Here is a 26,771-nt window from a genome sequence, read left to right as displayed (position 1 = left end):
GATGTAAACTGGCCTTTATTATCTACAATATCATTCAATAAATAGTGAAGAAAAATGCGTAACAGATTTTCACGTCTGTTGCGTATTTTTTTACGCAAAAGAAACGAATCACCGGTTCTACAGCTATCGCATAAAACGGCAGGGGCGGAGCTGGTCCAGCGAAGGAATGGAGTACATGGTCTGGGTACTGACCGCCCGGAAGAATAAGACGCTTACGCAAGCCCTCTTGTACCATGCTAATGGGAAGAGCTACAAAAAGATGGATAGAGCCATGCACAAAGCCGTGGTGCAGGCAGAGCGCAGAATGAGAAACTATAGGCCAGGATGCCTGAAAGGGCGTATAGGCGTTTATGGAGCTTCTTCTTCCCCCATGGGAAGACTTGCCAGAGCGATACAGAAATACTGATTAAACCGAAGCCACGGAGATAGTAATTATCGACAGTCAAATGAATTACCGAGGAAAACTTGACACTTATCTCTCATCCATATCCCTCTTGACAGAAATGCCAAGGGAGATTATCATTACATCAACAACATAAACAAACCGTTGAAGCGGAGATAAAAACAGTACGTGCACTTACAGGGAGTCGGGGCAATGAGAAGCCGGCAGAACGCAGATTGTTAAATGGACCGCTGAGGGCGCAGTGAAAAGGGAGACCCCAGTAGCTTGCGACGTAGGGCATACGTCAGTTGCCGGAGATATGTTGGTATCTCGCTAAGAGCAGGGGTCATACCCTGAAGCAAGGTGGCACCGCGGAATAGTATCCGTCCTTGACAAGTTTTTGTCAGGGACGGATTTTTTATTTCTCCCTGGGAAGGAGCAGCCTATGAATACGAACCGGCGATGGCGAGGGAAATTAGGAATTAGGAATGAGGAATGAGGAATGGTGGTGCGGCGCAAAACAAAATAGAAGCGCCGCGAAATTAAAAAAACGGTATTCTCGTATCGTCCCTAATCCCTAGTCACCAGTCACTAGTCCCTAGCCGCTTTTACCAAGGAGGAATCTATTATGATCAAAGAAGCGATCCAGAAAATTGTACGAAAAGGCGACCTCAGCTATGAAGAAGCATACACCGTGATGAATGAGATCATGGACGGCAAGACCACACCGACGCAGAATGCGGCCTTTCTTGCGGCGCTCTCGACGAAGAGCACGCGGGCGGAGACGATCGATGAGATCTCCGGCTGTGCAGAAGCGATGAGAGAGCATGCGACGCCAGTCCCGCATCCGGGCATGAAGGTCTTAGAGATCGTAGGTACCGGCGGTGATGGCTCGAACAGCTTCAATATTTCCACCACGGCTGCTTTTGTTATCGCGGCGGCGGGCGTGAAGGTCGCCAAGCACGGCAACCGTGCGGCATCCTCGAAGTCCGGCACGGCGGATGTGCAGGAAGCCCTAGGCGCGAACATCGCGCAGGATCCGAAGAAAGCGCTCGAGATGCTGGAAAAGGTCGGCTTCTGCTTCCTTTTCGCACAGAAATATCACGCAGCGATGAAGTATGTCGGCGGCATCCGGAAGGAGCTGGGCTTCCGCACCGTGTTCAATATCCTGGGCCCCTTGACAAATCCGGCGAATCCCGACTATTTCCTCCTTGGCGTCTATGATGGCTACTTGGTAGAGCCGGTCGCCAAGGTCTTAGACAAGCTCGGCGTGAGGAATGCGCTTGTCGTCTACGGCGAAGACCACTTGGATGAGGTCTCACCTTCTGCGCCGACGCTGGTCTGCGAGCTGAAGGATGGTTATTACCGCACGATGACCATCTGCCCGGAGGACTTCGGCCTCACGCGTGGCAAGAAGGAGGAACTCGTCGGCGGTACGGCCTCTGAAAATGCGGAGATCACCAAGGGTATCCTGACTGGGAAGCTCCGGGGGACGAAGAGAAATGCAGTGCTCATGAATGCCGGTCTTGCTCTCTACGCAGCCAAAGCGGTCCCCACCATGCAGGAGGGCGTCGCAAAGGCGGCCGAGATGATCGATAGTGGAAAAGCGTATGAGAAACTTGAGGAATACGTCAAGGTGTCAAATCAGTGACTAGTGACTGGTGACTAGGGATGAGTGGCTAGGGATTAGGAGCCTCAAGTGACTGGTGACTAGGGATTAGTAGCTAGGGATTAGGAGTCTCAGGTGACTGGTGACTAGCTCATGACACCACCATTTCTCATTTTTAATTTCTCATTCCATCGAGGCTTTCAAACCTAATCAAGGGGCGAGCCGCCCCAGGGGCTAACCCTGAACCCTGAACCCTGAACCCTATCCCGTTTGAATGATATTTGATTCTACCGATAAACGGAGTAATGATTTCCATGATACTAGATGACATTGCTGCGGAGACCAGGCGGCGGATCGAGCGGCTGAAAGCGGATGGCTGCTATGGATGTCTGCATGAAGAAATGAAGCACTTCACGCCGCGGACGGATGATCTGTTTTACAAGAATCTGGCAAGTGACGGGCTCTCCCTCATCTGCGAGCTCAAGAAAGCGTCTCCTTCGAAGGGGACGATCAGCGAGGACTTCCCCTTTGCGGCGATCGCAAAGGAGTATGAAGCGGCGGGGGCTTCGGCGATCTCCTGCCTGACAGAGCCGAAATGGTTCAAAGGCGATATCGCTTACCTGAAGAAGGTGGCGCAGGAGGTGAAGATCCCCGTGCTCCGCAAGGACTTCATCATCGACCGCTGCCAGATCGGAGAGGCGGCGCTCGCAGGGGCTTCGGCCATCCTCCTTATCGCAGCCATCCTCTCCGATGAGGAAATCAGAGAGTTTCTCTCCTACGCCAGGAGCCTTGGCCTTTGCGTCCTGGCAGAAGCACATGATGAGAAGGAAATGGAGCGGATGCTTGGCGCAGGGGCCCGCATCGTCGGCGTGAATAACCGCGATCTTCGCGATTTCACCATTCATCTGGAAAATACCGAGCATCTGGCAAGGCTCGTGCCCAAGGGCCGTATCCTTGTCTCGGAAAGCGGCATGATGTCAGAGGCGATCGTGAAACAGATGCGGGAGGCCGGCGCCGACGCCGTCCTCATCGGCGAGATGCTGATGAGAGCGGGGGAGAGATGAGGGAATGTGATCCGAACCTTGAGGGAAGAGAATCAATAGTGGGTTAACCCTGAAGTTTGAAAGCGGGGATGAGTAGCTGGGGATTAGTGGCTAGGGATTAGGAGCCTCGAGTGACTAGTGACTGGTGACTGGTGACTGGTGACTGGTGACTAAATGCCGCTTTCGAGCATCGCCACTATCTATACTCTGCGGTGCTTCCATATTTTTATGCGCCGCACCAGCACTCCTCACTCCTCACTCCTAACTCCTAACTGGCGAGCAAAGTTTTCATCCACAATCAGTGGACGAGCCGCACCAAGGGGCTAACCCTGAACCCATACAAACAACCAACAACGATCGATCAACAAAGCGAGGTACCCACTATGAATACAAGATTTGGCGAATTTGGCGGACAGTACATTCCGGAAGTCCTGATGAATGAAGCGGCGAGAGTACAGAAAGCATTCGAAGAATGCAAGAATGATAAAAGCTTCCAGGATGAGCTGCATGATCTCTATGTGAACTACACCGGTCGTCCGTCGATGCTCTATGAAGCATTGAACATGGAAAAGGACTTGGGCGGGCCGCGCATTTTCCTGAAGCGTGAGGATCTGAATCACACGGGCGCGCACAAGATCAATAACTGCATCGGGCAGGCGCTCCTGGCCAAGCGCATGGGCAAGACACGCATCATCGCAGAAACAGGCGCGGGACAGCACGGCGTGGCAGCAGCCACTATTGCGGCGCTTTTCGGTATGGAGTGCGAGGTCTTCATGGGAGAGATCGACACCGAAAGACAGGCTCTGAACGTCTATCGCATGAAGCTCCTCGGGGCGAAGGTACATGTCGTCAAGACTGGCTCCCGCGTACTGAAGGATGCCGTGAATGCAGCGATGCAGGAATGGAGCCGCCGCTGTGATGATACGCACTACGTCATCGGCTCGACCACGGGGCCGGCTCCGTTTCCGGAAATGGTCCGCTATTTCCAGAGCTGTATCGGTCGTGAAGCGAGAGCGCAGGTCTTGGAGCGTACCGGCCGCCTTCCGTCCAAGGTCTATGCCTGTGTCGGCGGCGGCAGCAATGCAGCCGGCACCTTCTATCCCTTCGTGCAGGACAAGGATGTGGAGCTCATCGGCTGTGAAGCAGGCGGCAAGGGCATCGATACCCCCTACCATGCAGCGACTGTGAATCGGGGCCGCATCGGTGTCTTCCATGGCATGAAGTCCCTCTTCTGTCAGGATGATGACGGCAATATCACGGAAGTCTATTCCATTTCCGCCGGTCTTGACTACCCGGGAGTCAGCCCTGAGCATGCGTACCTGAACTCCATCGGCCGCGCCCGCTACGTGGCTGTCACGGATGAAGAAGCCGTTGAGGCCTTCGAATACCTTGCCAAAACGGAAGGCATCATCTGCGCCATCGAGTCCGCTCACGCCGTCGCCGGCATGATGAAGGAGATCCGGACGATGGATAAAAATGACATCGTCGTCATCACCCTTTCCGGCCGCGGAGACAAGGACGTCGCCGCCATCGCCAGATACCGCGGAGAGGATATTCATGATTGAGGGGACTGGTAGCTAGGGACTAGTGGCTAGGGATTAGGAGTTTCGAGAGACTAGGAGACCAGGAGACATCAGACTCCCGTATCGTCATTTCGAGCGAAGTGAGAAATCTTTGTCATTCGCGGCTCAGTGGTCGATGTATGGAAATTCCAAAACGGGAAGCCTGTCATCAAGAGACCTTCGGGCATCGCCATTATTTATACTTTGCGGCGCTTCTGATTTTTATGCGCCGCACCAGCCCCTTTGAACCCCTTGAACCTATAGAACCCGCTCCCCCTCTTTCAAACGTAATCAAAGGCCAGCACGCCCACGGGCTGAGCCCGAACCTATACATACAGCAAAAGGAGTCTATCTATGAGCCATACAAGTGAAGCATTCAAGAAGGGGAAGGCGATGATCGCTTTCCTGACGGCAGGTGTCCCGTCGATGGAAGATACCGTGAAATATGTACTTGATCTGGAAAAAGCAGGCGTGGACCTGATCGAGATCGGCGTGCCGTTCTCCGATCCCATCGCTGATGGGCCGGTCATCATGGAAGCGGATGTGAAGGCGCTGGAGAACCATATCCACCTGCCGCAGGTCATGGAGCTGGTGAAGACGCTCTGCACGAAGACACAAATCCCGATCGTGCTCCTCACCTATTACAATCCGGTCTTCAATTATCCATCGGCTCGTTTCTTTGAGGAAGCGAAGGAGATCGGCATCGACGGCGTCATCATCCCGGATCTTCCTTTTGAAGAGCAGGGAGAGATCCGTCCGCTCGCGGATGCGAATGGCGTCGATATCATCCAGATGGTCGCTCCGACCTCGGAAGAGCGTATCCGTGAGAGCCTGCGGCATGCGACCGGCTTTGTATATGTCGTTTCCTCCATGGGCGTCACCGGCATGCGCGGCCATATCCAGACTGACCTTCGTGAGATCATCCGCATCGCGCGTGAAACGACGGATACCCCGCTGGCTATCGGCTTCGGCATCCACACTCCGGAACAGGCCGGAAGGATGGCCAAGCTGGCTGACGGTGTCATCACCGGCAGTGGTGTCGTGGATATCATCAATAAGAATGGCAGCGATGCCTCCGAGAAGCTCACCGCATATATTCGCGGACTGAAGGCAGGCATGGCAGAGTAAGATCAATAAAACAGGAAAACGATAGAGAGGCGCTCTATCGTTTTTTCTTTGGAGAGAATCTGTTACAATAGAAAAAAAGGAGGGATGAGAATGGATAACACAAGACGCAGAGCCTATATCAAAGAAAAGCTGCAGCAGGCGGATCACCGGCTGCGCGGGATGGATCTTGCGAAAGAGTGCGGCGTGAGCCGGCAGGTCATCGTGGGGGACATGGCGCTCCTTCGCGCCAGAGGGATGGATATCATCTCTACGCCACGCGGGTATTATCTGAAAAAAGAGAAAAAAGCCTGCCTTCGCATACTCGTCTGCCGTCACGACCGGGAGGGGACAGGAAAGGAGCTCACTGCCATCGTAAGAGCAGGCGGCATCATCCATGACGTGCGGGTGGAGCATGAGATCTACGGCGAATTGCACGGACAGCTGGAAATCAAGAGTGAAGAGGAGGCAGTATCCTTTGTGCGCGCGATGCAGGACAGCGGATCGCCTCTCCTCTCGGATATCAGCGGTGGCATCCATACCCATCTCGTCGAGACAAAGACGGAAGAAGAGATGGCGCAGGTGATCCATGCGTTGAGGGAGATCGGCGTGCTGTATGAGTGACTAGTGACTAGTGACTAGTGACTAGTGACTGGTGGCTGGTGACTGATGCTTAGTGACGGTGACAGAGAGTAGGGAGTTTTGACGATGCAGGAATTTATCATACAAAAGGAAGAAGCAGGGCAGACGGTGATGAAGTATCTGGCGCGGCTCTTGCCGGAGGCGTCCATGGGGCTTCTTCGTAAGAGCATGCGCAAGAAGAATATCGTCCTCAACGGAAAGAAGATCGAAGGAAGAGAAAAGATCGCCGCAGGTGACAGCGTGAAGGTCTGGTTCTCCGATGAGACGATCGAAAAATTTCGCCAAAAGAAAGAAGAATCGCCAAAGCGTGACTACCCTGACTTTGAGGCATGGGTCTTGTATGAAGATGAAAACATCGTCATCCTCAATAAACCGGCAGGCCTTCTCTCGCAGGGGGACACTTCCGGCGCTCCGTCCCTGAATGAAGCCCTTCTTGCCGCGCGGGAGAGCGGAGGCAGCGTCAAGCCCTCCATCTGCCACCGGCTGGATAGGAACACCAGCGGCCTCGTCATGGCAGGTAAGACTGTGCGCGGACTGCAGGAAATGAATGCGCTCATCAAGGCGCGCGCTCTCACGAAGGTGTATCAGGCTCTCGTTTACGGGAAGACGCCGCCTTCGGGGATCTTGAAAGGGTACCTCGTCAAGGATCACGAAAGGAATCAGGTGCGCTATACCCCGTGCGCGGAACCGGGCGCGCTTCCCATCGAGACGCACTATGAGACGCTTGTAACGACAACGGCCCATGGCTGTACCTTTTCCCTCGTCCGTGTCAGGCTCGTGACAGGACGCTCGCACCAGATCCGCCTGCATTTTTCCTCCATCGGTCATCCGCTTTTGGGCGATCGGAAATATGGCAGCCGCGCGAGCCTTGCCGCATCAGAGGCGCTTCACATCCGCCGCCAGCTCCTTCATGCGGCCTCGCTCACCTTTCCTGCGCTTACGGATGATTTCGCCTATCTGTCCGGCAAGATGTTCACCGCGCCTTTGCCGGCCGATTTCGCCTCTGTCTGTCATTTGGGGCGGCATGGCTTGACAGGTGAGAAAAGCGGAAAACGGAACGGTGAGGGTTAGCCCGTGGGGCGTGCCGCCCTTTGACTTTTTGAGAAAGAGGGGGAGCGGGTTCTGTGGGTTCTACGGGTTCAGTGGGGAAGGTGCGGCGCATAAAAAACAGAAGCGCCGCGGAAGTTTGAAATTAGCGACTTTCTCGTATCGCAAACCTAATCCCTAGCTACTAATTCCTAGTCACTAGTCACCAGTCACTAGTCACTCCTAATCCCCAATCCCTAGGGAAACGCTGATTAAATCGCAGAGTCAGATTTTACAAGAATTTTTATACATAGCTTCGTCATAGCCTTCCTTAAATAGCTCGCTATTCGCGTCAGGTTATTCCTCGCTATGCATAAAACTTCAAGAGTAAAATCTGACAACGATTTAATCAGTGTTTCCCTAGCAACGATTTCATCAGTGCTTCCTTATATTTCATACAACACGAGGTGTATCAATTACGGACTCCAGATTTCTGATCGTATTTGCAGACATTCTGCTTCCTCTTCTCTGCGGCATGGGCCTTAGGCGGTGGGGGCTTTCGAAGGACATCCTTCACTGGATCATCAAGGCGAATGTGGTGGGCGTGTCTACGTTTCTTTCCATTGTTTCCTTCTGGTCGGTGCAGGTGACAGCGGAGCTTTTGTGGCTTCCGATCTCTACGCTGCCCATCTGTTTCCTGCCTGTCGCGGTATTCTATGCCTTAGAGCAGCACCGCTTCTCGGATGCGCGGGAGCAGGGGAGCTACCTCATTTCCATGATGCTCGGAAATATCGGGACGCTCGCGGGGCTCTGTGCGTATGTCCTCTTTGGCGCGGTCGGCTTTGCCTATGTACAGCTCATCGCAGTGCCGCAGATCCTGATCATCGTACTCTTCTGCTTTCCGATGAGCCAGTACTACTATGACAAGTGGGCGAATCACGGCGAGGGGAAAAAGATGGAGATCCACCTCTTGCGTCTGCTCTGCACGTGGAATCAGCTCCCTGCCGTCGGCGTGGTCATCGGTCTGACGCTTGCGGGGCTCGGGGTGGAGAAACCGCAGGCTGTCACGACGCTTTTCACGATCCTGATCCATGCGGGGGCTTGGATGGGGATGGTGCCTGTCGGCTATGATCTGAACCTTTCGGCGGTCAAGGAATATGGGGGAAGGCTTTGGCCGATCTTTCCGGTGAAATTCATCCTGCTTCCGGCGGTGATGTATTTCCTGACGAGTGTATTCGTCTCGGATGCGACCATCCTGACCTGCGTGGTACTCGCAGCCGCGGCGCCGACAGCCATCTTCGCTGTGGCGTCTTCGCAGCTTTATGGACTCAATGTCAATCTCGCAGAGTCCTCCTTCCTCACGACGACGCTCGCTTTCCTCTTCGTGCTGTATCCGGTGATCTATTGGTGGGAGAAAACGAATTAGGAATGAGGATTTGTGGTGATATATAATAGAGCACCGTTTTTTTATCGTATGCAAAAAGCGTATCAAGTTCAAATTTCTGAACCTGATACGCTTTTTATGATATAAGAGTCGGCGCTTCTGAAATTTGTGCGCCTCACATTCACTCTCCACGGAAACCAAGTAAGAAAAGGCAGATGTGGGTGGCGCAGGCTAACAGATCACATTCTCCTGTTCCCCTTTCAGGTATGCGCGGAGGTTGTCCATCACGATGACGGCACGGCGGGCCATGGCTTCCTCGGTGAAGAAGCCGACGTGCGGGGTGAGGACGGCGTTTGGCGCAGAGAGGAGAGGATCGTCCTTGGCGAGCGGAGGTTCGCCGTCGAAAACATCGATGCCGGCGCCTGCGATCTTTCCTTCCCGGAGGAGGTCAGCGAGGGCGGCATTGTCAATGACTCCGCCGCGGGCGGTATTGATGAGGATCGCTCCCGGCTTCATGAGAGAGAGCTTTTCACGGGAGAGGAGGCCGCGCGTCTCGCCCGTAAGAGGCAGGTGGACGGAGATGATGTCGCAGGTGGAAAGCAGGGTGTCCAGGTCGGTATAGGTGATGCTCGCTGCCTTCCGGGAGCGGCTGTAGCCATAGACATCGGCGCCGAATGCGGAGGCGATGTCTGCGACACGTCGTCCGATGGCACCGGTACCGATGATGCCGAATTTCCGATGGCCGATCTCGATGCCCATGAGGCCTGCACTGGTCTTGCCATTTCTGGCAGCGCATCCGCCTTCGGACAGCTTGCGGTAGAGGGCAAGAATGAGCGAGAACGTAAGCTCGGCCACGGACTCGGTCGAGTAGCCGGCACAGTTCGAGACGGCGATGCCCTTTTCTTTGCAGTAATCAATGGCGACATGGTCGACGCCGGTGAATGCGACGCAGAGGTATTTGAGCGATGCGGCTTTTTCCAGCGCTTCCTTCCGAAGCGGATAATTGGCAATGACGGCAAGGTCAGCATCCGCAAGGCGATCGCCCAATTCATCCTGGTTTTTCGGCGGGCTGTCATAGGCGGTGATGGTGAAGCCGTCTTTTTGGAGATCCGCCGTCAATGTATCAAGCAGGGCGCTGCTGATGGCGAGTGGCTGTGCGATGACGATGTGTTTCATGAGAAGGACTCCTTTCATTGAGGAATAGCCCAAGGGGCATGCCGCCCCCTTGAGTGCGTGTGAAAGAGGTTCAGCGGGTTCTGTGGGTTCTACGGGGAAGGCGCGGCGCATAAAAATGAGAAGCGCCGCAGAATATATAATGGGCGATGCCTGCAACAGGCATTTTAGTCACCAGTCACGAGTCACTCTGAGCTCCTAATCCCTAATCCCTGGCCACTTTTTTGAAAGACAATACCGCTCTCCCAGGCAGCTGGGAGAGGAAGACACCGGCGGTCATGGAGAGGACGCCGATCATCTGGCGGGCGGTGAAACTTTCATCGAGGAAGAAAACACCTGCCATACCGCCAAAGACCATTTCCATGCTGAGGATCATAGAGGCTTCGGTGGGTGGGAGATATTTCTGCCCGACGGCCTGCAGCGTGTAGGCGACGCCTGTCGAGAGAAGACCGGTATAGAGGATCGGCCACAGGGCACCTTCGATGCCGGAGAGAGTCGGCGTTTCGAAAAGAAAGGCAAGAATGAAATTCAGGATGCTGGCGACGAAGAACTGTCCCGAGGAGAGGAGGATGGGAGAGAAGCGCTGCGTGAGGTAGGTCATGGCGTGGATCTGGATGGTGAAGCCCAGCGCACAGAGCAGCATCAAGAGGTCGCCGATGCTGATCGAGAAGTCTTCGGTGATCGACATGAAGTACACGCCGGCCATGGCGAGGAGAGCGCCTGCGATGTGCGTTATGCGGAGCGTTTCCTTGAGGAAGATCCCCATGATCGGCACCATGAGGATGTAGGTCGCAGTGAGGAAGCTGGCTTTCGAGGCGGTGGTGTACTGAAGCCCCACCTGCTGAAGCGTCGCACCGGCAAAGAGCGGAAGCCCTACCATGAGGCAGGCGGCCGAGAGCGGCATATTTCGGGGAAGCGGCGGCGGCTCTTCCTTCGTCGTAAGGATGATGGGGACGAGCGCAAGCGAGCCTAAGAGGAAACGGACGCCGTTAAATGTATATGGCCCGACGGACTCCATTCCGACCACCTGCGCGGCGAAGGCAAAGCCCCAGATGAGCGCTGCCAGGAGCAGCAGTAAACGGTATTTCATGGTATTCTCCTTTGGATGATGTATAATAGTTATTATAACAGATGAAAGTGAATGCTGCGGATGATTTCGCAGACTTGCAAAAAAGAAGTAGCCGGTGATTTGTGGCTAGTGGTCAGGGATAAGGAGTGACTAGTGACTGGTGACTTGTGACTAGGAATTAGTAGCTAGGGATTAGGTTTGCGATACGAGAAAGTCGCTAATTTCAAACTTCCGCGGCGCTTCTGATTTTTATGCGCCGCACCACCATTTCGCATTTCTCATTTCTAATTTCTCATTCAAACGAGGCTTTCCAGCGTAATCAAGGGACGACACGCCCCAAGGCTAACCCTGCACCATAAAAAGGAGATTTTCTATGTCGATTCGTATGATCGCCATCGATCTTGATGGCACGCTCTTGCATGATGATATGACGATTTCCGCCTATTCGCGTGAGGTGATCCAAAAGGCGATCCAAAAAGGCTATGAGATCGTCGTCGCCACCGGACGCATGTGGGATTCGGCGAGATCGAAGGTGTCGCTGCTCCGCTTGGGCAATGTCCCTGTCATTTGTTACACGGGCGCATGGATCATGTGGAGCGAGACGGGTGAGCCGATCCTGCAGGACGGGCTCTCAGCCGATCTGGCGAGCCGTGTGATGCTTGCGGCGAAGGAGCGGGGGTGGGACGCGACGGCCTTCTGGAACAATCATATTTATATGGAGAAACCGAACGGCACCGAGGCGAAGTACCAGAAGTATCGCACGCAGAAGCCGCAGTACCTGGGGGAGGCCTTCTATTATCCGCCGATGACGGTGACGCGTGTGGTCTTTGCGGATCCTTCCGAGGAGGAGCGAGGCCGCATCCGTGCCTTTCTGGAGAGCCGTTTCGGAGAGGAGATCACCGTCGTCTATCCGGGGGATGATTTCGTCGATGTGCATAAAAAGGGCATCGATAAAGCATCGGCTCTCTCCTTTCTGGCCGAGAGGAGAGGCATCCGGCGGGAGGAGATCATGGCCTTCGGCAATACGGAAAATGATGTGCCGATGCTGCGCTACGCAGGCGTATCCTACGCCGTCGCCAATGCGGATGGGGTCGCGAAAGAAGCGGCCGGTCACATCTGCGCTTCAAATGAAGAGGACGGCGTCGCGAAGGTCATAGAGGAGCTGGTAGCTAGTGACTAGTGACTGGTGACTGGTCGCTAGGGATTAGGGGTCCCTAGTGACTTGAGGGCATTGCCCCATATATATTTGCGGCGAAGCCGCTACCTTCCCCGCTGAACCCGTTGAACCTGTTGAACCCTTTGCACCCGCTACCCTGCCCACCAAAAAAGCTCGTTGAACGAAAATGTTCAACGAGCTTTTTTGATTTCAAATAACCAAGCAACCAAAACGATCCTCAGTCCAGATGGAAACGGTAGCCGGAGCCCCAGACGGTCTCGATGCGTTCATAGGGATGACCGGCGGCATTTTTCAGCTTGTCACGCAGACGGTTGATATGGACGGTGACCGTTGCGGGTTCACCGATGGGATCGAAGCTCCAGATCTTTTCAAAGAGCTGCTCTTTGGAAAAGACTTCATTCGGATGCTGCACGAGGAAGAAGAGCAGGTCGAATTCTTTGCCGGTGAGCGGCACCTCCTTGCCCTTCAGGAAGACCTGACGGGCTTTCGGACGGATATTGAGGTCGCCGACATAGAGGCCCTGTTCTGCCTGCGGGTGGATGGTATCCGTCTGGGTGAGACGTTTGTGGGTGGCGAGCTGCGCGCGCAGGTGCGCCATGAGCACGGTGCCGCGGAACGGTTTCACGATGTAGTCATCCGCGCCGAGACCGAGACCACGGACGATGTCAGCATCTTCAGTGCGGGCGGTGGCGAAAATGATGGGCGCATTCGTGCGTTCTCTCATTTTGCGGCACAGAGAGAATCCATCTTCTCCCGGCAGCATGACGTCCAGGATGATGGCGTCGATCTCGACCTCATCCATGATTTTCAAGGCTTCTTTGCCATCGGAAGCGACATAGGGCTGATACCCGGAGCCTTCGAGAAAGTCACGCTCCATATCAGCGATTTTCGGTTCATCTTCTACAACCAGTACTTTGATCATTGTGTGTTACTCCCTTCTGCCAGCGGGATCTCAAAAATTAATTGCAAGCCATTGTTGTTGACCGCCGAGTAGCGGCCTTTGTGTGCGGTGATGATCTCAGCCACGATGGCAAGTCCCAGACCGCTGCCGTTGCTGGTCTTGCTGCGGGCTTCGTCCGTGCGGTAGAAGGCTTCGAAAATGTGAGGCAGCTTCTCCTTCGGGACGCCCGGTCCATCATCGGTATACATGAATTCGGCGTATTTCCCCTTGACATGGAGGGATATACGTACTTCGGAAATATCCTTATCTCTATATTTTATCGTATTTGTTAGTAAATTGAAAATAATTCTTTGAAATTCTTTTTCATCCACCATTGCGATGAGCGAGTCATCCATGTCATAGGTCACATGCACCTTTCGGGAGTCGAGGTAGTCCTGGTCTTCTGCGATGAAGCTGCGGATGACCTGGCTGAAAGGGAGGGGCTGCGGATGACAGATGATGCGGCTCGTGGAGAGCTTGTTGTAAAGCGAGAGCTCTTCGATGAGGCGCGAGAGGTCATCTGCGCAGGAGGCGATCGAGTTCAGGTACTGCATCTGCTTTTCCTTCGTCCGCCCGAGCCCGAGCTGCAGAGCTTCGGTGTAGCCCATGATGGCTGTGAGCGGGGTCCGAAGGTCATGTGCGATGCCGGAGAAAAGGATCTTGCGGCTCGTATTCGCATGCGCGCGCTCGGCGATACTGCTTTTGAGATCGGTCTGCATCGTGCGGAAGGTGTCGCACATCTGCCCGAGCTCGTCATCGCTGTAGTGATCGACGATGACATTGAAATTGCCATGCTGGATCGCTCGCGCAGCCATCGACAGCTGCTGGAGCGGGATCAGCATCTTGTTTCTGGTCATGTTGTAGAAATGGTAATTCATCCGGGCGGAGAGCGCGATGATGAGGAGCATGATCGCAGCAAAGGCACCGTAGACTTCGACCGAGTGATGCGGGTCATTCGCGGCAAAGTAGGTCGCAGATAAAAGCAGCAGCACCAGTGCGGAGAAGACAGGGACGCAGATGAAGAGAAGGATCTGTATCATCATCTGCTGCGTCAGCCCGTTCTTCGTCTTCTCGAAAAGAAGGGCGTCTTTGATGGTCTTTTCCATACAAGCCTCGATGGGGAAGGGGAGACTGCGGGGGCAATCTTGGCTACGAATGAAAGCCTCGCTTGAATTAGAAATGAGAAATGAGAAATGAGAAATGGTGGTGCGGCGCATAATAATATGGAAGCGCCGCGGAGTATAAATAGGGCGATGCCCGCTTTAGACGTTAGACATCAGACATCTGACGTCTATTTCCGAGTCTCCCAGTCTTTTAGTCTAATCCCTAGTCACTAATCCCTAGTCCCTAGTCACTCATCCTCAAATACGAGTTCTACGGGACAGTGGTCACTGCCGTGGGTCTCCGGGTGGATAGAGGCGCTTTGGATGGCCGGACGGAGGGCATCGGAGACGATGAAGTAGTCGATCCTCCATCCTATGTTCCGCTCGCGGGATTTTGCAAAGTAGCTCCACCATGAGTAGGCTCCCTTTTCATCCGGATGGAGGAAACGGAAGGAATCGGTGAAGCCTTTCTCCAGAAGGGCATTCATTTTTCCGCGCTCTTCATCTGTGAAGCCTGCATTCTTATGGTTCGAAGCGGGATTGGCAAGGTCGATGTCTTCATGGGCGACATTGAGGTCGCCGCAGAGGATGACCGGCTTTTCCTCCGAGAGTCTTGTCATATAGTCTGCCATCGCATCCTCCCATGTCATGCGGTAGGAAAGACGCGTGAGGCCGCGCTGGCTGTTCGGCGTGTAGCAGACGATGAGATAGTGACTGCCGAAGTCGGCGGTGATGATACGCCCCTCCTGATCATGCTCCTCGATGCCAAGACCATAGGTGACGGAAAGCGGTTCCCGCTTCGTGAAGAGTGCAGTACCACTGTAGCCCTTCTTCACGGCACTGTTCCAGTACTGGTGGTAGCCGGGAAGCACCATCTCGATCTGGTGCGGCTGAAGCTTCGTCTCCTGCAGGCACACGCAGTCTGCATCGAGTGCCGTGAAAGCGTCCATGAAACCTTTCTTCATGCAGGCTCTGAGACCATTGACGTTCCAGGAAATATATTTCAGTGTCCCCATGGGTGTTCTCCTTATTCGGGAATGATTCCAATATCATGATAAAATAATTATAATATAAATCATATTATACACCATGAGGCAATGGTATGGATAGATGTCGATATAGGGGGCGAGGCGGCGGATGGAAGGAAAATGGAAGATCCGCCGCCATTTCTCATGGGGGGAGGCCTTCCCGGGGACCATGGGGCGGCCACTCTCCCCTTCATTTTATGCTATAATAAAGGCAATGCCACGTGGGCAGCTGTTGCAAGCAAAGAAGGAAAGGATGAAACCTGATGAAGAAAATTGTTGTGACTGTTATTGGTGCTGACCGTGTCGGCATCGTCGCCGGTGTAGCAAAACAGCTGGCGGAAGAGAACGTGAATATTCTTGATATTTCCCAGACCATCGTGGACGGGATCTTCGATATGATCCTGATGTGCGATATGGAGAACGCCGCATATTCCTTAAAGGAGATCCAGGATCATATGGGGAAACAGGGCGAAGCGCTGGGGGTAGAGATCCGTGTCCAGCTCGCTGACATTTTCTATGCTATGCACCGCATCTGAAAGGAGACACCATGCTTGATATAGAAGACATTCTGGCAACGGAACGCATGTTTGACCAAAACAAGCTTGATGTGCGTACCGTTACCATGGGGATCTCTCTCCTTTCCTGCGTATCCGATGATGAGAAGACCCTTTGCGACAAGATCTACGATACCATCTGCCGGAAGGCAGAGCATCTCACCGAGGTCACCCATGACATTTCCAGAGAATACGGTGTGCCGATCATCAACCGCCGCATCTCGGTGACGCCGATCTCTTTGGTGGCGGGCGGGCTTACGACAGCCAGCTATGTGCCGATCGCAGAGACACTGCAGCGCGCAGCTGACACTGTCGGCGTCGACATCCTAGGCGGCTTCTCCGCACTCGTCGATCGCGGCATGAGTGCTTCGGACAAGAAGCTCATCGACTCCATTCCGGAGGCACTCGCTGCGACAAAGAGCATCTGCAGCTCGGTCGCTATCGGTTCGACCAAGGCTGGCATCAATATGGATGCGGTCAAGCGCATGGGCGAGGTCGTGAAGGAAACGGCAGAGCTCACGAAGGACCAGGACGCCTATGGATGCACGAAGCTCGTCGAATTCTGTAATGCGGTCGAAGATAATCCCTTCATGGCCGGCGCTTTTCACGGTGTGACGCAGGGAGATACTGCGATCCATGTCGGCGTCTCCGGCCCGGGCGTCGTGAAGCGTGCGCTCGAGGATGTGAAGGGCGCCCCCTTCGAAGTCGTGGCCAAAACGATCAAGAATACGGCATTCATGATCACGCGTCTTGGCCAGCTCGTTGCAGAAGCAGCGACAGAGCGTCTCCATGCGCCTTTCGGAATCATCGACCTTTCGCTGGCTCCGACCTCGGCTGTCGGTGACAGTGTCGCAGCAGTCCTCGAAGAAATGGGCCTTGAGAGCTGCGGCGGTCCAGGCACCACGGCGGCTCTCGCGCTCCTCAATGATGCTGTCAAGAAGGGCGGCCTCATGGCCTCTTCGAGTGTCGGCGGACTTTCTGGCGCTTTCATCCCGGTCAGTGAAGACCTCGGAATGATCGAAGCCGTTCAGAGAGGCAGCCTGTGCCTGGAGAAGCTGGAAGCCATGACCTGCGTCTGCTCTGTTGGCCTTGATATGATCGCCGTTCCGGGTGATACCAGCGCATCCACCCTCTCTGCGATCCTTGCCGATGAAGCAGCGATCGGTATGATCAATAACAAGACCACCGCTACCCGCCTCATCCCGGTACCGGGCAAGAAGCCGGGCGATATGGTCCAGTTCGGCGGCCTCATGGGCTATGCACCTGTCATGGGGATCAGCAAGTTCAAGGCAGACGAATTCGTAGCAAGAGGCGGCAAGATCCCCGCTCCGCTCCGCAGCCTGACAAACTAGGGAAACACTGATTAAATAGTTATTCGATTTTACTCTTATATTTTCATGCAATGCAAGGAATACTCCGACGCGAATAGCGAGCTATTTAAGGAGGAGTATAACGAAGCATTGCATGAAAATACATGTGAAATCGAATTCTGCGATTTAATCAGCGTTTCCCTAAGAAATGGCAAGCAAAAAGCACCGGCAAGTGTCGGTGCTTTTTTGCGCGGTGGACTTAAGGCCACGCGGGATATTGAGGGAAAGGCTGCTCTCCGAGAAAAGAGGTCTCCCGCTCTCTAATCCGATCCCCGATCGGCGGATCTTTGGAACTTCCAATGATAGAGCCCCATGCATATGATGGCGGAGAGAAGGGAGCCCATCGGTGCAGCAAGACCCATCGGAGACAGTGTCTCGGGGAAGAGGAGAATGGCGAGGTAGGTGCCGGGGACGCGGACGGTGACGATCGAGATCATATTGTGCAGGAAGGAGTAGATCGATTTCCCATAGGCAGAGAAATATCCCGAGTAGCAGAAGTGGATACCGGCAAAGATGCAGTCGATGACATAGGTACGGAAGTATTCACCGCCAAGGCGGACGATTTCCGGCTCATGGCTGACGAAGAGTGAGATGACCCACTCGGCGCAAAAGTGGACGATCAGGGTCGCAAGAAGGCCGAAGATGATGCATACACGGATGCCGCACAGGAGCGCCTGCTGCCCGCGCTCATCATTTCCGGCGCCTGCATTCTGTGCGGCGAAGGCGGCGACGGTCGAGAGCATGGCAGAGGGGACGAGGAAGAGAAAGCTGATGATCTTCTCCACGATGCCGACTGCGGCGGCGACTTCGACGCCGCGGCTGTTTGCGATGGCGGTGATGATTAGAAAGGAGATCTGGATGAGCCCGTCCTGACAGGAGATGGGAAGACCTATGGCAAGGAGCGTCTTCATGCGGAGGGCATCGAAGGAGAAGGACTTCTTCGGGAAGGCAAGACCAAGGTCGGCGCGGGCGAGGTACAAGAGGCAGAGGAGGACGGAGACGGCCTCGGAAAGAATGGTGGCTGCGGCTGCTCCGGCGGCCCCCATCGCCATGGGGCCGATGAAGATATAGTCAAGCAGGAGATTGATGAGACCGGCGAGAGCGATAAAGTACATCGGCGTCCTTGTATCGCCAAGTCCGCGGAAGATGCTGGCAAGGACATTATAGGCGACGATGAAGGGGATGCCTGCAAAGCAGATGAGAAGGTACGCCCTTGTATCCTCCCATGCTTCCATCGGGGTCTTCAGCCAAGAGAGTATAAGATCGCTCGAAAGGAGGAGGAGCACGGTGCTAACGAGGCTGAAGAGGGCAAAGAGCAGCACCGAGCTTCCGATGCAGCAGGAGGCTTCCTTCATATCTCTGCCGCCCACTGCGCGGCTGATGGAGACGGTCGTCCCCATGGCGAGCCCGACGATGATGACGGTCAGCATGTGCATCAGCTGGCTTCCGATGGAGACGGCCGTGATCGGTGCGGCGCCATTGAAGAGACCTGTGATGAAGAGGTCGGCCATGCCGTAGAACGTCTGCAGAAAACAGGCGAGAAGGTAAGGGATGGCGAAAGCCATCATTTTGGGGAGCAAAGGCCCTTGCGTAAGATTGATTCCGGTCATAGGATCCTCTTTGTATAATGAATAGCCTGCCGCCACTCACGCAGGCTGCTGCTTTATGGAGACAATCATATCACAGGCGAGGCGCTTGCGAAATATGGCTTTTGCAGGTGGTCTTCTGCCTGCATTTGCTTTTTTCCCCTCTCTGCTATAAGATGAAGGACAAATGAGGTGATTGGTATGTACATGACAGCACAGCGCAAGCGTCTTTTTCAATTCTTCAACGATCATCCGGATGCTTCCTTTTCCGCCAGAGACATACAGGCTCTGCTGAATCGCTCAGAAGCGTCTGCGATCAGTCTCAGTGCGGTGTATCGCAATCTGGCTTCTTTGGCAGAGGCCGGGCTGATCTTGAAATCGGCGGCCAGTGATGGACAAGAAACATTGTATAGGTTCGTCGGGGCAGATGCCTGCCGGGATGAGCTTCATATGACCTGTCTTTCGTGCGGTCAGACGACCCATGTAGACCATGCGACCGCGCGTGCTCTCGCGCAGGCCTTGGCGGGCAATGATGAGTTTCAGATGAATCTGGGGCAGACCACCATTTACGGCTTATGCAAAAAATGCCAGGGGAAATAATTTGTTTCTTACACAAAGAAGGACCCATTCGGGTCCTTTTAAATTTGAGAAAATTTCGCAAATCTATTGACGGAAAGGCGGGAAGCGATTATAATGAGGCTCAGATTTGCGAAAGCGTCGCAAATCTTCACGATAGTTTCTGCTTTCGAAAGAGGGGCGGCCGGAGGGGCTGCTATTGGTTTTGCGGATGCAGTATGCTGCAAGATCATGGCGGAGCGCATTGCCTGTCCACAGGCAACGCGAGAAAGAACCCTTTTCGTCTCCGGTTACATGTCATCCCTGCTTTCTACCGTAAAGGAGTTCTTACTATGAAAATGAAAAAAATAGGTCTTTTCATAGCGACGCTTGCCGCTTGCCTGATAGGCGGCGTTGCATTGACAGGCTGCACGCCGGGGCAGAAGTCAGCTGCTTCTGCGCCGCCGGAAAAGAAGATTCAGATCGTCTGCACCAATTTTCCCGGTTATGATTTTGCAAGGCATATCGTAAAGGATCATGGCGAAGTCACCATGCTGGTGAAACCCGGTACGGATGTCCATAGCTTTTCTCCCTCGCCGAAGGACCTGAAAGCGGTGGCTGACAGTGACTTTCTCATTTGTACGGGCGGTGACTCTGATGAATGGGTAGAGAAGATACTGGATGCGACCGGCAAGAAGCCCGGGAGTGTATTTCGGATGATGGATGCCGTGAAGCTGTCAGAAGAAGAGCATCCGGAAGGCATGCAGCCTGAAGAGGAAGCAGAGAAAGAGGCGGGCCCAGAAATGGATGAGCATGTATGGACCGCTCCTGCCAATGCCATTGAAATCGTCAAAAAATTGAATGCTTCTATTTCCAAGCTGGATGGTGCGCATGCGGAGGAGTATCAGAAGAATGCAGAGGCATATATGAAAGAGCTCAGCGATCTGGATCAGAGCTTCCGTGATGTGATCGATCATGCAGATAGAAAAGAGATCATCGTGGGAGATCGCTTCCCCTTCCTGTACTTTGTGAAGGAGTACGGTTTGACATATGATGCGGCTTTCCCGGGATGCGCCAAGGATACGGAAGCCGATCCGAAGACCATTGCCTTTTTGATCGATAAGGTCAAGGCAGATCAGATTCCCGTGATCTTCCATATCGAATTGTCCAATCAGCAGATGAGCCGCTCCATTGCAGAGGCGACAGGAGCCAAAGAGAGACAGCTCAATTCCATTCATAACGTCACGCAGAAGGATTTTGACGCCGGCGTCACTTATGTGGATCTGATGAGACAGAATGTCAAGACCTTGAAGGAGGCATTGAACTAAATGAGCGTATTGGATTGTCGGGATCTTTCTTTTGCATATGAAGGAAGACCGGTGTTGTCTCATGTGAATTTTTCTTTAGAAAAAGGGAGCTATCTGGGCATCATCGGTGAAAATGGCTCCGGTAAAAGTACTCTCATCAAAGGGATCCTGGGGCTCAAAAAACAGGCGTCAGGTGAGATCCGTCTCCATTTGCCGGATGCGCAGAAGGGGATGGGCTACCTGCCGCAGCAGCAGACCATGAAAAAGGATTTTCCGGCCAGTGTGTGGGAGGTCGTATTGTCCGGCAGGCTGAGTCAGCTTTCGTTTCCTTATCGGTACAGAAAAGTAGATCGGGATTACGCAGAGCATATGCTGCAGTTTCTATCCCTTTCCTCTTTGAAGGTTCATGCTTTCCGCGAATTGTCGGGCGGACAGCAGCAGAGAGTGCTTCTGGCGCGGGCACTGGCGGCGGGCAGTCAGGTGCTGGTGCTGGATGAACCGGTGACCGGGCTGGATCCTCGCATCACGGAAGAGATGTATGCCATGCTGGAACGATGCATTCACGAGTTGGGACTGACCATCATAATGGTATCTCACGATCTGCCCCGCGTGTTTCATGAGGTTCATCAGGTTTTGTATCTGGCGAAAGGGAAGCAGATGTTTTTCGGTCAGACGGAGGACTTTCTCAAAGCGCATCCCGAAGTCATACGGCAAGGAGGGATCCTGTGATGTCTCTTATTCTGGAATTGCTGCAGTATCCCTTTATGGTGCGTGCGCTGGTGGTGGGCATCTTGATCTCGATCTGTGCTTCGCTTTTGGGGACCAGCCTGGTCCTCAAACGGTACTCCATGATTGGTGACAGCTTGTCCCATGTGGGCTTTGCAGCGCTGGCAGTGGCCTATGCCTTTTATCTGGATCCGTTGGTGATTTCCATCCCCGTCACGATGGCAGCGGCTTTTCTTCTTTTGGAATTGAAGGAAAGCATGCGTATCAAAGGGGATGCGGCGACGGCGCTTCTTTGCAGCAGTGCTTTGGCCGTGGGGGTTCTTGCCATTTCTCTCACCAGAGGGATGAATACGGATGTGTCCAATTACATGTTTGGCAGCATCCTTGCAATGAGCAGCGCGGATGTCTGGCTCAGCTTGACAGCGGGCAGCATCATCATCCTCCTGTACATTCTCTTTTATCATCCCTTGTTTGTTGTGACTTTTGATGAATCCTTTGCCACCGCTTCCGGGGTGCGGAGCCATTTCTATCATCTGGTCCTGGCACTCATGACGGCAGTCACGATCGTGCTCGGCATGCGTATGATGGGCGCGCTTTTGATTTCCAGTCTGATCGTATTTCCTGCCATCACGGCGATGCAGATCTGCCATCGGTATCTGACCACCATCGAGGCATCCACGCTGGTGGGACTTGGCTGCTTTCTGGTGGGGATCACACTTTCGTATGCATTGTCCATTCCCACCGGGCCTTGCATTGTCTTGATCAATCTGATCGCCCTCTTTGCGGCTATCGGCCTGCGAAAATGGAGAGAAAGCGGGCGCATGGATTGAAAGGATAGGCTTTATATATCCTGCTGGGCATGCTTCCTGTACCGGGAGGCTGCTGCGTAAAACAGGCAGCAGGCCATATGATACTCACGCACAAAACGGTGCAGACGGGTATGTGGATTTTGAATGCAATTCCCGAGTGGAAAAGATCTCTTATAACGGGAAGGCAACCATCGTTGATGGAGAAAAGTACGGCTCTATGCACGGAAATAGCGATCGGCACTTGCAAGAAAAGCTGCTGCCTTACCGGCGGCGGCTTTTTTTGAAATACGTGTAGTAAAAAGTCTCGTATATATGATAAAATAATATAGTTATTTTCTTGTTCATGAATATTTTACAAGGGTCATCAGAATGAAACAGACAGATACAAAATCATCCAAAGACATAAAGCAGACAGATAGTCCTGGCCACTGGAAGATCTGGTGGGCGATCGCGACGCTGGTGCCTTTTGGCTTTTCCTTTTTTCTTTCCTGGTATTTCGGTGCGCCGGGCGGATTTGAGCTTTCTTCGCAGGTGAAGGTCTTCCTGCTCTTCCTGCAGGTCGGTTTTGTGACGGCCTATTTTATCCGGCACCGCTTGACGCGGGCAGCCGTGCATCTGTGGATCACGATCGGCTTCCTATGGCTGCTCTCACTCATCGTGCCGTACCTTTCGACGCAGACGGATGTGGTGCTCGACATGTCGGATATGTCAGGCGAGCTCTCTGCGCCGCTCTATCTGTTCATCTCCTGCCTCTCTGCGGCATGGATCCTGCCGGGTAAATGGCGCATGATCGCGCGCATTGCGTGTGTCGTCCTGATGCTCCTTTATGTGGGCATCCAGTTCACGTATGTGGGCTACTACTTCATCACGCATTCTCTGATCTCCATCAATATGCTGCTGGCGCTCGCGCAGACGAATCTTGCCGAGACGAAGGAGTATATCGATGTGAATATCCCGTATGCCGAGCTTATCCTGGGGACGCTTGCGATTCTCATCCTCGCGTGGCTCATCTTCCACAGCAGCCGTTTCTCCTTCAATGGCCGCCTTCCCGTGTCCCGAAAGGCGTGGTGGGCGATGGCGCTGCTCTTCCTTGTGAATGTCGGTCTCTGCTGTCTGTCCATCGGGGCGACGCGACTTGCGCATGTGTATTATGAGACCTACGAGACGCTTTCCAGCTTCTCCGATTTCCAGACGATGGTGGAGAAGCGCCGCCACATGTCGATCAAGGATCGCATCCTTGCCGCGCGGCTCAAAGCGGCGCCGGACGGTGTCTACGTCCTCATCATCGGCGAGTCTCTGACGCGCGACCACATGGGTGTCTATGGCTATCACAGAAATACCACGCCTTTCCAGACAGAGGCCGCTGCAGACTCTCACTATACCTTCTTCAATCATGCCTATTCCTGCTACACACAGACCGTTCAGGTCCTGACCGAAGCCCTGACGGAGAAGAACCAGTACAATGATATGGAGCTGGTCGATGCCTACTCCATCATTGACATGGCAAGGCAGGCCGGTTTCCATACCACATGGATCTCAAACCAGTCCCGCTATGGTGTCTGGGATACGCCGATCGGTGCGATTGGAAGCGCCTGTGATGATCAGTACTGGATCAACCAGTATGTCGGAACAGATGTCGTGACGAAGGACTTCGATACCGCCCTCATCCCCTATCTGCGGAAGGTCGATCCGAAGAACCGTCGCCAGCTCGTCGTCGTCCATCTCATGGGCAGCCACGTCAGCTACTGGGACCGTTACCCGTCCGAGTTCTATCACTGGCCGGAGAGCATGGGAAAGGCACGTTCGACGGCTGACGTCATGAATGATGAGTATGACAACTCTGTCCTCTTTAACGACTACGTCGTCGAAAGCATCATGAACGAAGCCGTGAACTACATGAAGGCGGACAGCGTCCTCTACTTCTCCGATCATGGGGAGCAGGTCACTGAGCGTCCGGGGCACAATGCAGACCAGTTCGACTACACGATGGTGCACATTCCCTTCTGGATCTACACCTCGGATGACTACCAAAGGAGCCACCCGCGCACCATGAAGACTATGTGGGATAGAAGAAATATGCCATTCACCAATGACATGCTCTACGATACCTTCATGGGTCTCATGGGACTTACGGCGACTCGCTACGATGAAAAGTCCGACATCCTTTCCCCTGACTTTGATAAAGATGTGACGACGCTCATGACCATGTACGGCAATGTCATGGTCAGAAACGATACCGAGCAGCTCGGAAGCAGCAAGGAGGCAGAGGATGAGCGCTGGAACAATGATATCCATCGCCGCCGCCTCTTCGCTCCGTCTTTCGATTGGAGCCGGTATCAGCCCGTCAAGATCGCGGGAGAAGAGATCCCCGATGTACCGAATGCGGGAGCAGGGCAGTAGAAATAGTTTTTGAGGGTTCGCCCTTTGATTCCGCTTGAAAGCTTCACTTGAATGAGAAATTAGAAATGCGAAATGCGAAATGGTGGTGCGGCGCAAAAAAATAATGAAACGCCGCAGAATATAAATAGGGCGATGCCCGCTGGAGATGTCAGATGCCAGACGTCAGATGTCTAATGTCTCCCATTCTTTTAGTCTAATCTCCAGTCACCAGTCACCAGTCACCAGTCACTCCTAATCCCTAATCCCTAGTCACTTTACTTTACTTTATTCCCGAAAGGAGTCTCCCATGCGTCTCAGACGTAAACCCTGGATCGAAGAAGCCATCAAAAATTACACCTCCATCCTCTTTTTGGAGGAACCGACCGACATGAAAGGCAAGTGGGAGACACAGTTTCCCCGTCCGGAGCAGCCGCTCCATGTAGAATTCGGCACCGGCAAAGGGCAGTTCATTTCCGGTATGGCCGCGCTCCATCCTGATGTGAATTACATCGGCATGGAGGTGCAGGAAGGCGTCATCTACTATGCCGCACAAAAGACTGCGGAGAAGGATCCGCCGGTAGACAATGTCCGTCTCATCTTAGGCGATGTGAGCGAGATCCTGAATATTTTTGACGAAGGCGAAGTCGATGTGATCTACCTCAATTTCAGCGACCCCTGGCCGAAGAAGCGCCATGCCAAGCGCCGCCTCACCTATCGTGATTTCCTGAAACGTTACGCCGTCATTTTAAAAGAGGGCGGTGAGATCCGCTTCAAGACGGATAACAAGGATCTTTTTGATTTCTCCGTCGAAGAATTTGAGGCCATGGGCTGGCAGCTTTCGGACGTGACCTATGATCTTCATGCCGCTCCCGTCCCCGGGGATGTGGAGACAGAATATGAAGAGAAGTTTTCCAGAAAGGGGAACCTCATATGTCGTCTCGTAGCGAGACGTCCCTGAAGGATACGAAGTATGTGCCCGAGTGTCTGAAATGGATGCTCATCGCGGCCGCCATACTGATCGCCATCGGGGCGATGAATGTCTATAATGCCACCTACTATATGAATATGGCGGCAGGCGATGGGCCGTATACCCACTTTTTGAAGCATGTCGGGGTCTTGGCGCTCAGTCTGGCCATCGGCGCCGTCGTGGCTTGGCTGCCGAAAGGATTCATCCGCGGTGGGGCTGTCATGTGGGTCGGATTCACCCTGGTGCTGCTCCTCCTCGTTTTTTTAGCCGGGCATCGGGCGAATGGGGCGACACGCTGGATCATGCTCGCAGGCTTTTCTCTCCAGCCGTCCGAAGTCGCGAAAGTGACCGGCCTCATCTGGGCCGCCTCCTTCCTCTCGAAACGGATCCAGAAAGGAGAGAAAATCACGCTCATCAAGCGTTTTCTCCGTCCGTTCTTCCATGTTTTTGACAGGAAGAAAAAGGAAAACACCTTTCGCTCCATGATTGCGTATTTTTGGCCGCTCTATGGGCCGCTCGCGATGGCACTCTTCGTCTTGATACAGCCGGATATGGGGACGGCCGGTATGATCCTGCTCTTTCCCGTGCTTCTCTATGTCGTGGCGGGACTGCCGATTTTTGAGATCTTCCTTGGCGTGGGGGTCGCTGTATTCACTTTTGTCCTTCTCGTCATTGCAGCCCCCTATCGCATGGACCGTGTGGTCGTACTCTGGGATCCCTTCTCCTATGCGGCGAACCGCGGCTACCAGACGGTACAAAGCCTCATCGCGGTCGGCTCCGGCGGACTCTTCGGGCAAAGCGTCGGCGAAGGCATGTCGAAATTTCTCTACCTGCCCGAGCAGTACACCGACTTTGCCTACGCCGTCTTCAGTCAGGAATTTGGCTTCATAGGCTCTGTTTTCGTCCTTCTTCTTTACCTCGTTTTTCTTCTTGCAGGATTCTCCGCAGCCAGAAAGCTGAAGGAGACCTATGCGGCTCTTCTCGTCTACGGACTCACCATGCTGATCTCCGTGCAGGGCATCGTCAATATCGCGATGGTCATCGGCTGCTTTCCGGTCACCGGCATCCCGCTGCCCTTCATTTCTTATGGCGGGTCCTCGCTCATCATGAATATCATCTCTGTCGCACTCATCTACGGCACCACGGTGCAGAGCCTTCGTGAGACAGATCTGGAGGAGCGAAAGCGCCGGATCGCACAGATGGAAGGGCGCGGGTGAGCCTCTGGCGTGCTGTCCCTTGATTGTGGATGAAAGCTCGATCCAAATGAGAAATGAGA

Annotated in this window: 24 protein-coding genes and 1 pseudogene; 19 read left to right on the top strand and 6 right to left on the bottom strand. The window is 53.8% G+C overall.

Annotated features, from left to right (window positions below; translation table 11 throughout):
* Positions 1–100: 100 nt before the first annotated feature.
* From ACGG9R_RS08995 to ACGG9R_RS08960, 8 genes and pseudogenes are all read left to right on the top strand, one after another.
* Positions 101–406, top strand: a pseudogene (locus ACGG9R_RS08995) (ISLre2 family transposase); the annotation flags it as partial.
* A 604-nt stretch (positions 407–1,010) separates the two neighbouring features.
* Positions 1,011–2,033, top strand: coding sequence for an anthranilate phosphoribosyltransferase (gene trpD, locus ACGG9R_RS08990; RefSeq protein ID WP_390154163.1), 1,023 nt, complete (start codon positions 1,011–1,013; stop codon positions 2,031–2,033).
* 272 nt (positions 2,034–2,305) lie between these two features.
* Positions 2,306–3,055 carry an indole-3-glycerol phosphate synthase TrpC gene (gene trpC / locus ACGG9R_RS08985; RefSeq protein ID WP_390154160.1) on the top strand — a complete coding sequence of 250 codons (750 nt, stop codon included), beginning with the start codon at positions 2,306–2,308 and terminating at the stop codon, positions 3,053–3,055.
* A gap of 362 nt (positions 3,056–3,417) precedes the next feature.
* The gene (trpB, locus tag ACGG9R_RS08980) at positions 3,418–4,599 is read left to right on the top strand and encodes a tryptophan synthase subunit beta (RefSeq protein WP_390154158.1); all 1,182 of its coding nucleotides are present in this window, start codon (positions 3,418–3,420) and stop codon (positions 4,597–4,599) included.
* A gap of 351 nt (positions 4,600–4,950) precedes the next feature.
* The gene (gene trpA / locus ACGG9R_RS08975; protein WP_390154155.1) at positions 4,951–5,724 is read left to right on the top strand and encodes a tryptophan synthase subunit alpha; all 774 of its coding nucleotides are present in this window, start codon (positions 4,951–4,953) and stop codon (positions 5,722–5,724) included.
* Positions 5,725–5,814: 90 nt separating this feature from the next.
* Positions 5,815–6,324: a 3H domain-containing protein gene (locus ACGG9R_RS08970; protein ID WP_390154153.1), complete on the top strand. Its 510-nt coding sequence runs from the start codon at positions 5,815–5,817 to the stop codon at positions 6,322–6,324.
* A gap of 84 nt (positions 6,325–6,408) precedes the next feature.
* On the top strand, positions 6,409–7,413 hold the full coding sequence (locus ACGG9R_RS08965) for an RluA family pseudouridine synthase (RefSeq protein ID WP_390154150.1): 1,005 nt from the start codon (positions 6,409–6,411) through the stop codon (positions 7,411–7,413).
* A gap of 490 nt (positions 7,414–7,903) precedes the next feature.
* The gene (locus tag ACGG9R_RS08960) at positions 7,904–8,794 is read left to right on the top strand and encodes an AEC family transporter (RefSeq protein ID WP_390154147.1); all 891 of its coding nucleotides are present in this window, start codon (positions 7,904–7,906) and stop codon (positions 8,792–8,794) included.
* A 189-nt stretch (positions 8,795–8,983) separates the two neighbouring features.
* On the opposite strand, the gene ACGG9R_RS08955 is transcribed toward ACGG9R_RS08960, so the two are convergent.
* Both ACGG9R_RS08955 and ACGG9R_RS08950 read right to left on the bottom strand, forming a co-directional pair.
* The gene (locus ACGG9R_RS08955; protein WP_390154144.1) at positions 8,984–9,928 is read right to left on the bottom strand and encodes an NAD(P)-dependent oxidoreductase; all 945 of its coding nucleotides are present in this window, start codon (positions 9,926–9,928) and stop codon (positions 8,984–8,986) included.
* 202 nt (positions 9,929–10,130) lie between these two features.
* Positions 10,131–11,015 carry a DMT family transporter gene (locus ACGG9R_RS08950; protein WP_390154141.1) on the bottom strand — a complete coding sequence of 295 codons (885 nt, stop codon included), beginning with the start codon at positions 11,013–11,015 and terminating at the stop codon, positions 10,131–10,133.
* Positions 11,016–11,367: 352 nt separating this feature from the next.
* Here ACGG9R_RS08950 and ACGG9R_RS08945 point away from each other — a divergent pair, with 352 nt between their 5' ends.
* A complete protein-coding gene (locus ACGG9R_RS08945) occupies positions 11,368–12,174 on the top strand; it encodes an HAD family hydrolase (protein WP_390154138.1) in 807 nt (268 codons plus the stop codon).
* 214 nt (positions 12,175–12,388) lie between these two features.
* Here ACGG9R_RS08945 and ACGG9R_RS08940 read toward each other — a convergent pair whose 3' ends face one another.
* The 3 genes from ACGG9R_RS08940 to ACGG9R_RS08930 all read right to left on the bottom strand — a co-directional run bounded on the left by ACGG9R_RS08940 (position 12,389) and on the right by ACGG9R_RS08930 (position 15,221).
* Positions 12,389–13,093 (bottom strand): response regulator transcription factor, encoded by a 705-nt coding sequence (locus ACGG9R_RS08940; RefSeq protein WP_022105882.1) that lies wholly within the window; start codon positions 13,091–13,093, stop codon positions 12,389–12,391.
* The gene (locus ACGG9R_RS08935; RefSeq protein WP_390154134.1) at positions 13,090–14,217 is read right to left on the bottom strand and encodes an ATP-binding protein; all 1,128 of its coding nucleotides are present in this window, start codon (positions 14,215–14,217) and stop codon (positions 13,090–13,092) included. The genes ACGG9R_RS08940 and ACGG9R_RS08935 overlap by 4 nt, the downstream gene beginning before the upstream one ends.
* A gap of 245 nt (positions 14,218–14,462) precedes the next feature.
* On the bottom strand, positions 14,463–15,221 hold the full coding sequence (locus ACGG9R_RS08930) for an exodeoxyribonuclease III (protein ID WP_390155137.1): 759 nt from the start codon (positions 15,219–15,221) through the stop codon (positions 14,463–14,465).
* A gap of 284 nt (positions 15,222–15,505) precedes the next feature.
* Here ACGG9R_RS08930 and ACGG9R_RS08925 point away from each other — a divergent pair, with 284 nt between their 5' ends.
* Positions 15,506–15,778: an ACT domain-containing protein gene (locus ACGG9R_RS08925; protein ID WP_022105879.1), complete on the top strand. Its 273-nt coding sequence runs from the start codon at positions 15,506–15,508 to the stop codon at positions 15,776–15,778.
* A gap of 11 nt (positions 15,779–15,789) precedes the next feature.
* Positions 15,790–17,148: a PFL family protein gene (locus ACGG9R_RS08920; protein WP_022105878.1), complete on the top strand. Its 1,359-nt coding sequence runs from the start codon at positions 15,790–15,792 to the stop codon at positions 17,146–17,148.
* 278 nt (positions 17,149–17,426) lie between these two features.
* Here the strand turns inward: ACGG9R_RS08920 and ACGG9R_RS08915 are convergent, their stop codons facing one another.
* Complete coding sequence (locus ACGG9R_RS08915) at positions 17,427–18,776, bottom strand: MATE family efflux transporter (protein WP_390154131.1); 1,350 nt, start codon at positions 18,774–18,776, stop codon at positions 17,427–17,429.
* 177 nt (positions 18,777–18,953) lie between these two features.
* Here ACGG9R_RS08915 and ACGG9R_RS08910 point away from each other — a divergent pair, with 177 nt between their 5' ends.
* From ACGG9R_RS08910 to ACGG9R_RS08875, 8 genes are all read left to right on the top strand, one after another.
* Positions 18,954–19,352, top strand: a complete 399-nt coding sequence (locus ACGG9R_RS08910) for a Fur family transcriptional regulator (RefSeq protein ID WP_390154128.1) — start codon at positions 18,954–18,956, stop codon at positions 19,350–19,352.
* A 308-nt stretch (positions 19,353–19,660) separates the two neighbouring features.
* Positions 19,661–20,635, top strand: a complete 975-nt coding sequence (locus ACGG9R_RS08905; RefSeq protein WP_390154125.1) for a metal ABC transporter substrate-binding protein — start codon at positions 19,661–19,663, stop codon at positions 20,633–20,635.
* The gene (locus tag ACGG9R_RS08900; protein WP_390154123.1) at positions 20,636–21,343 is read left to right on the top strand and encodes a metal ABC transporter ATP-binding protein; all 708 of its coding nucleotides are present in this window, start codon (positions 20,636–20,638) and stop codon (positions 21,341–21,343) included.
* Complete coding sequence (locus ACGG9R_RS08895; protein ID WP_390154120.1) at positions 21,343–22,170, top strand: metal ABC transporter permease; 828 nt, start codon at positions 21,343–21,345, stop codon at positions 22,168–22,170. Before ACGG9R_RS08900 ends, ACGG9R_RS08895 begins: the two co-directional genes overlap by 1 nt.
* 136 nt (positions 22,171–22,306) lie before the next feature.
* Entirely contained in the window at positions 22,307–22,444 is a 138-nt protein-coding gene (locus tag ACGG9R_RS08890; RefSeq protein WP_390154117.1) for a hypothetical protein, read from the top strand.
* A gap of 74 nt (positions 22,445–22,518) precedes the next feature.
* Positions 22,519–24,549, top strand: a complete 2,031-nt coding sequence (locus ACGG9R_RS08885; protein WP_390154114.1) for a sulfatase-like hydrolase/transferase — start codon at positions 22,519–22,521, stop codon at positions 24,547–24,549.
* A 286-nt stretch (positions 24,550–24,835) separates the two neighbouring features.
* On the top strand, positions 24,836–25,486 hold the full coding sequence (trmB, locus tag ACGG9R_RS08880; RefSeq protein WP_390154111.1) for a tRNA (guanosine(46)-N7)-methyltransferase TrmB: 651 nt from the start codon (positions 24,836–24,838) through the stop codon (positions 25,484–25,486).
* Positions 25,459–26,712: an FtsW/RodA/SpoVE family cell cycle protein gene (locus ACGG9R_RS08875; protein WP_390154108.1), complete on the top strand. Its 1,254-nt coding sequence runs from the start codon at positions 25,459–25,461 to the stop codon at positions 26,710–26,712. The genes trmB and ACGG9R_RS08875 overlap by 28 nt, the downstream gene beginning before the upstream one ends.
* Positions 26,713–26,771: the final 59 nt, after the last annotated feature.

This window comes from Dialister sp. i34-0019-2H8, from assembly GCF_042846925.1.
In the GTDB taxonomy this organism is placed as follows: Bacteria; Bacillota; Negativicutes; order Veillonellales; family Dialisteraceae; genus Dialister.
Note: the sequence above shows the minus strand (reverse complement) of the source record. Positions and strands in the feature narration are given on the sequence as shown.

Excerpts from the sequence above, each read along its gene's own strand:
- trpC (WP_390154160.1), top strand. The coding sequence starts at position 2,306 with ATGATACTAGATGACATTGCTGCGGAGACCAGGCGGCGGATCGAGCGG.
- trpD (WP_390154163.1), top strand. The coding sequence starts at position 1,011 with ATGATCAAAGAAGCGATCCAGAAAATTGTACGAAAAGGCGACCTCAGC.
- trmB (WP_390154111.1), top strand. The coding sequence starts at position 24,836 with ATGCGTCTCAGACGTAAACCCTGGATCGAAGAAGCCATCAAAAATTAC.
- ACGG9R_RS08970 (WP_390154153.1), top strand. The coding sequence starts at position 5,815 with ATGGATAACACAAGACGCAGAGCCTATATCAAAGAAAAGCTGCAGCAG.
- ACGG9R_RS08940 (WP_022105882.1), bottom strand. The coding sequence starts at position 13,093 with ATGATCAAAGTACTGGTTGTAGAAGATGAACCGAAAATCGCTGATATG.
- ACGG9R_RS08910 (WP_390154128.1), top strand. The coding sequence starts at position 18,954 with ATGTACATGACAGCACAGCGCAAGCGTCTTTTTCAATTCTTCAACGAT.
- ACGG9R_RS08905 (WP_390154125.1), top strand. The coding sequence starts at position 19,661 with ATGAAAATGAAAAAAATAGGTCTTTTCATAGCGACGCTTGCCGCTTGC.
- ACGG9R_RS08885 (WP_390154114.1), top strand. The coding sequence starts at position 22,519 with ATGAAACAGACAGATACAAAATCATCCAAAGACATAAAGCAGACAGAT.
- ACGG9R_RS08920 (WP_022105878.1), top strand. The coding sequence starts at position 15,790 with ATGCTTGATATAGAAGACATTCTGGCAACGGAACGCATGTTTGACCAA.
- ACGG9R_RS08900 (WP_390154123.1), top strand. The coding sequence starts at position 20,636 with ATGAGCGTATTGGATTGTCGGGATCTTTCTTTTGCATATGAAGGAAGA.
- ACGG9R_RS08950 (WP_390154141.1), bottom strand. The coding sequence starts at position 11,015 with ATGAAATACCGTTTACTGCTGCTCCTGGCAGCGCTCATCTGGGGCTTT.
- ACGG9R_RS08955 (WP_390154144.1), bottom strand. The coding sequence starts at position 9,928 with ATGAAACACATCGTCATCGCACAGCCACTCGCCATCAGCAGCGCCCTG.
- ACGG9R_RS08960 (WP_390154147.1), top strand. The coding sequence starts at position 7,904 with ATGGGCCTTAGGCGGTGGGGGCTTTCGAAGGACATCCTTCACTGGATC.
- ACGG9R_RS08875 (WP_390154108.1), top strand. The coding sequence starts at position 25,459 with ATGTCGTCTCGTAGCGAGACGTCCCTGAAGGATACGAAGTATGTGCCC.
- ACGG9R_RS08915 (WP_390154131.1), bottom strand. The coding sequence starts at position 18,776 with ATGACCGGAATCAATCTTACGCAAGGGCCTTTGCTCCCCAAAATGATG.
- ACGG9R_RS08895 (WP_390154120.1), top strand. The coding sequence starts at position 21,343 with ATGTCTCTTATTCTGGAATTGCTGCAGTATCCCTTTATGGTGCGTGCG.
- trpB (WP_390154158.1), top strand. The coding sequence starts at position 3,418 with ATGAATACAAGATTTGGCGAATTTGGCGGACAGTACATTCCGGAAGTC.
- ACGG9R_RS08965 (WP_390154150.1), top strand. The coding sequence starts at position 6,409 with ATGCAGGAATTTATCATACAAAAGGAAGAAGCAGGGCAGACGGTGATG.
- ACGG9R_RS08945 (WP_390154138.1), top strand. The coding sequence starts at position 11,368 with ATGTCGATTCGTATGATCGCCATCGATCTTGATGGCACGCTCTTGCAT.
- trpA (WP_390154155.1), top strand. The coding sequence starts at position 4,951 with ATGAGCCATACAAGTGAAGCATTCAAGAAGGGGAAGGCGATGATCGCT.
- ACGG9R_RS08935 (WP_390154134.1), bottom strand. The coding sequence starts at position 14,217 with ATGGAAAAGACCATCAAAGACGCCCTTCTTTTCGAGAAGACGAAGAAC.
- ACGG9R_RS08925 (WP_022105879.1), top strand. The coding sequence starts at position 15,506 with ATGAAGAAAATTGTTGTGACTGTTATTGGTGCTGACCGTGTCGGCATC.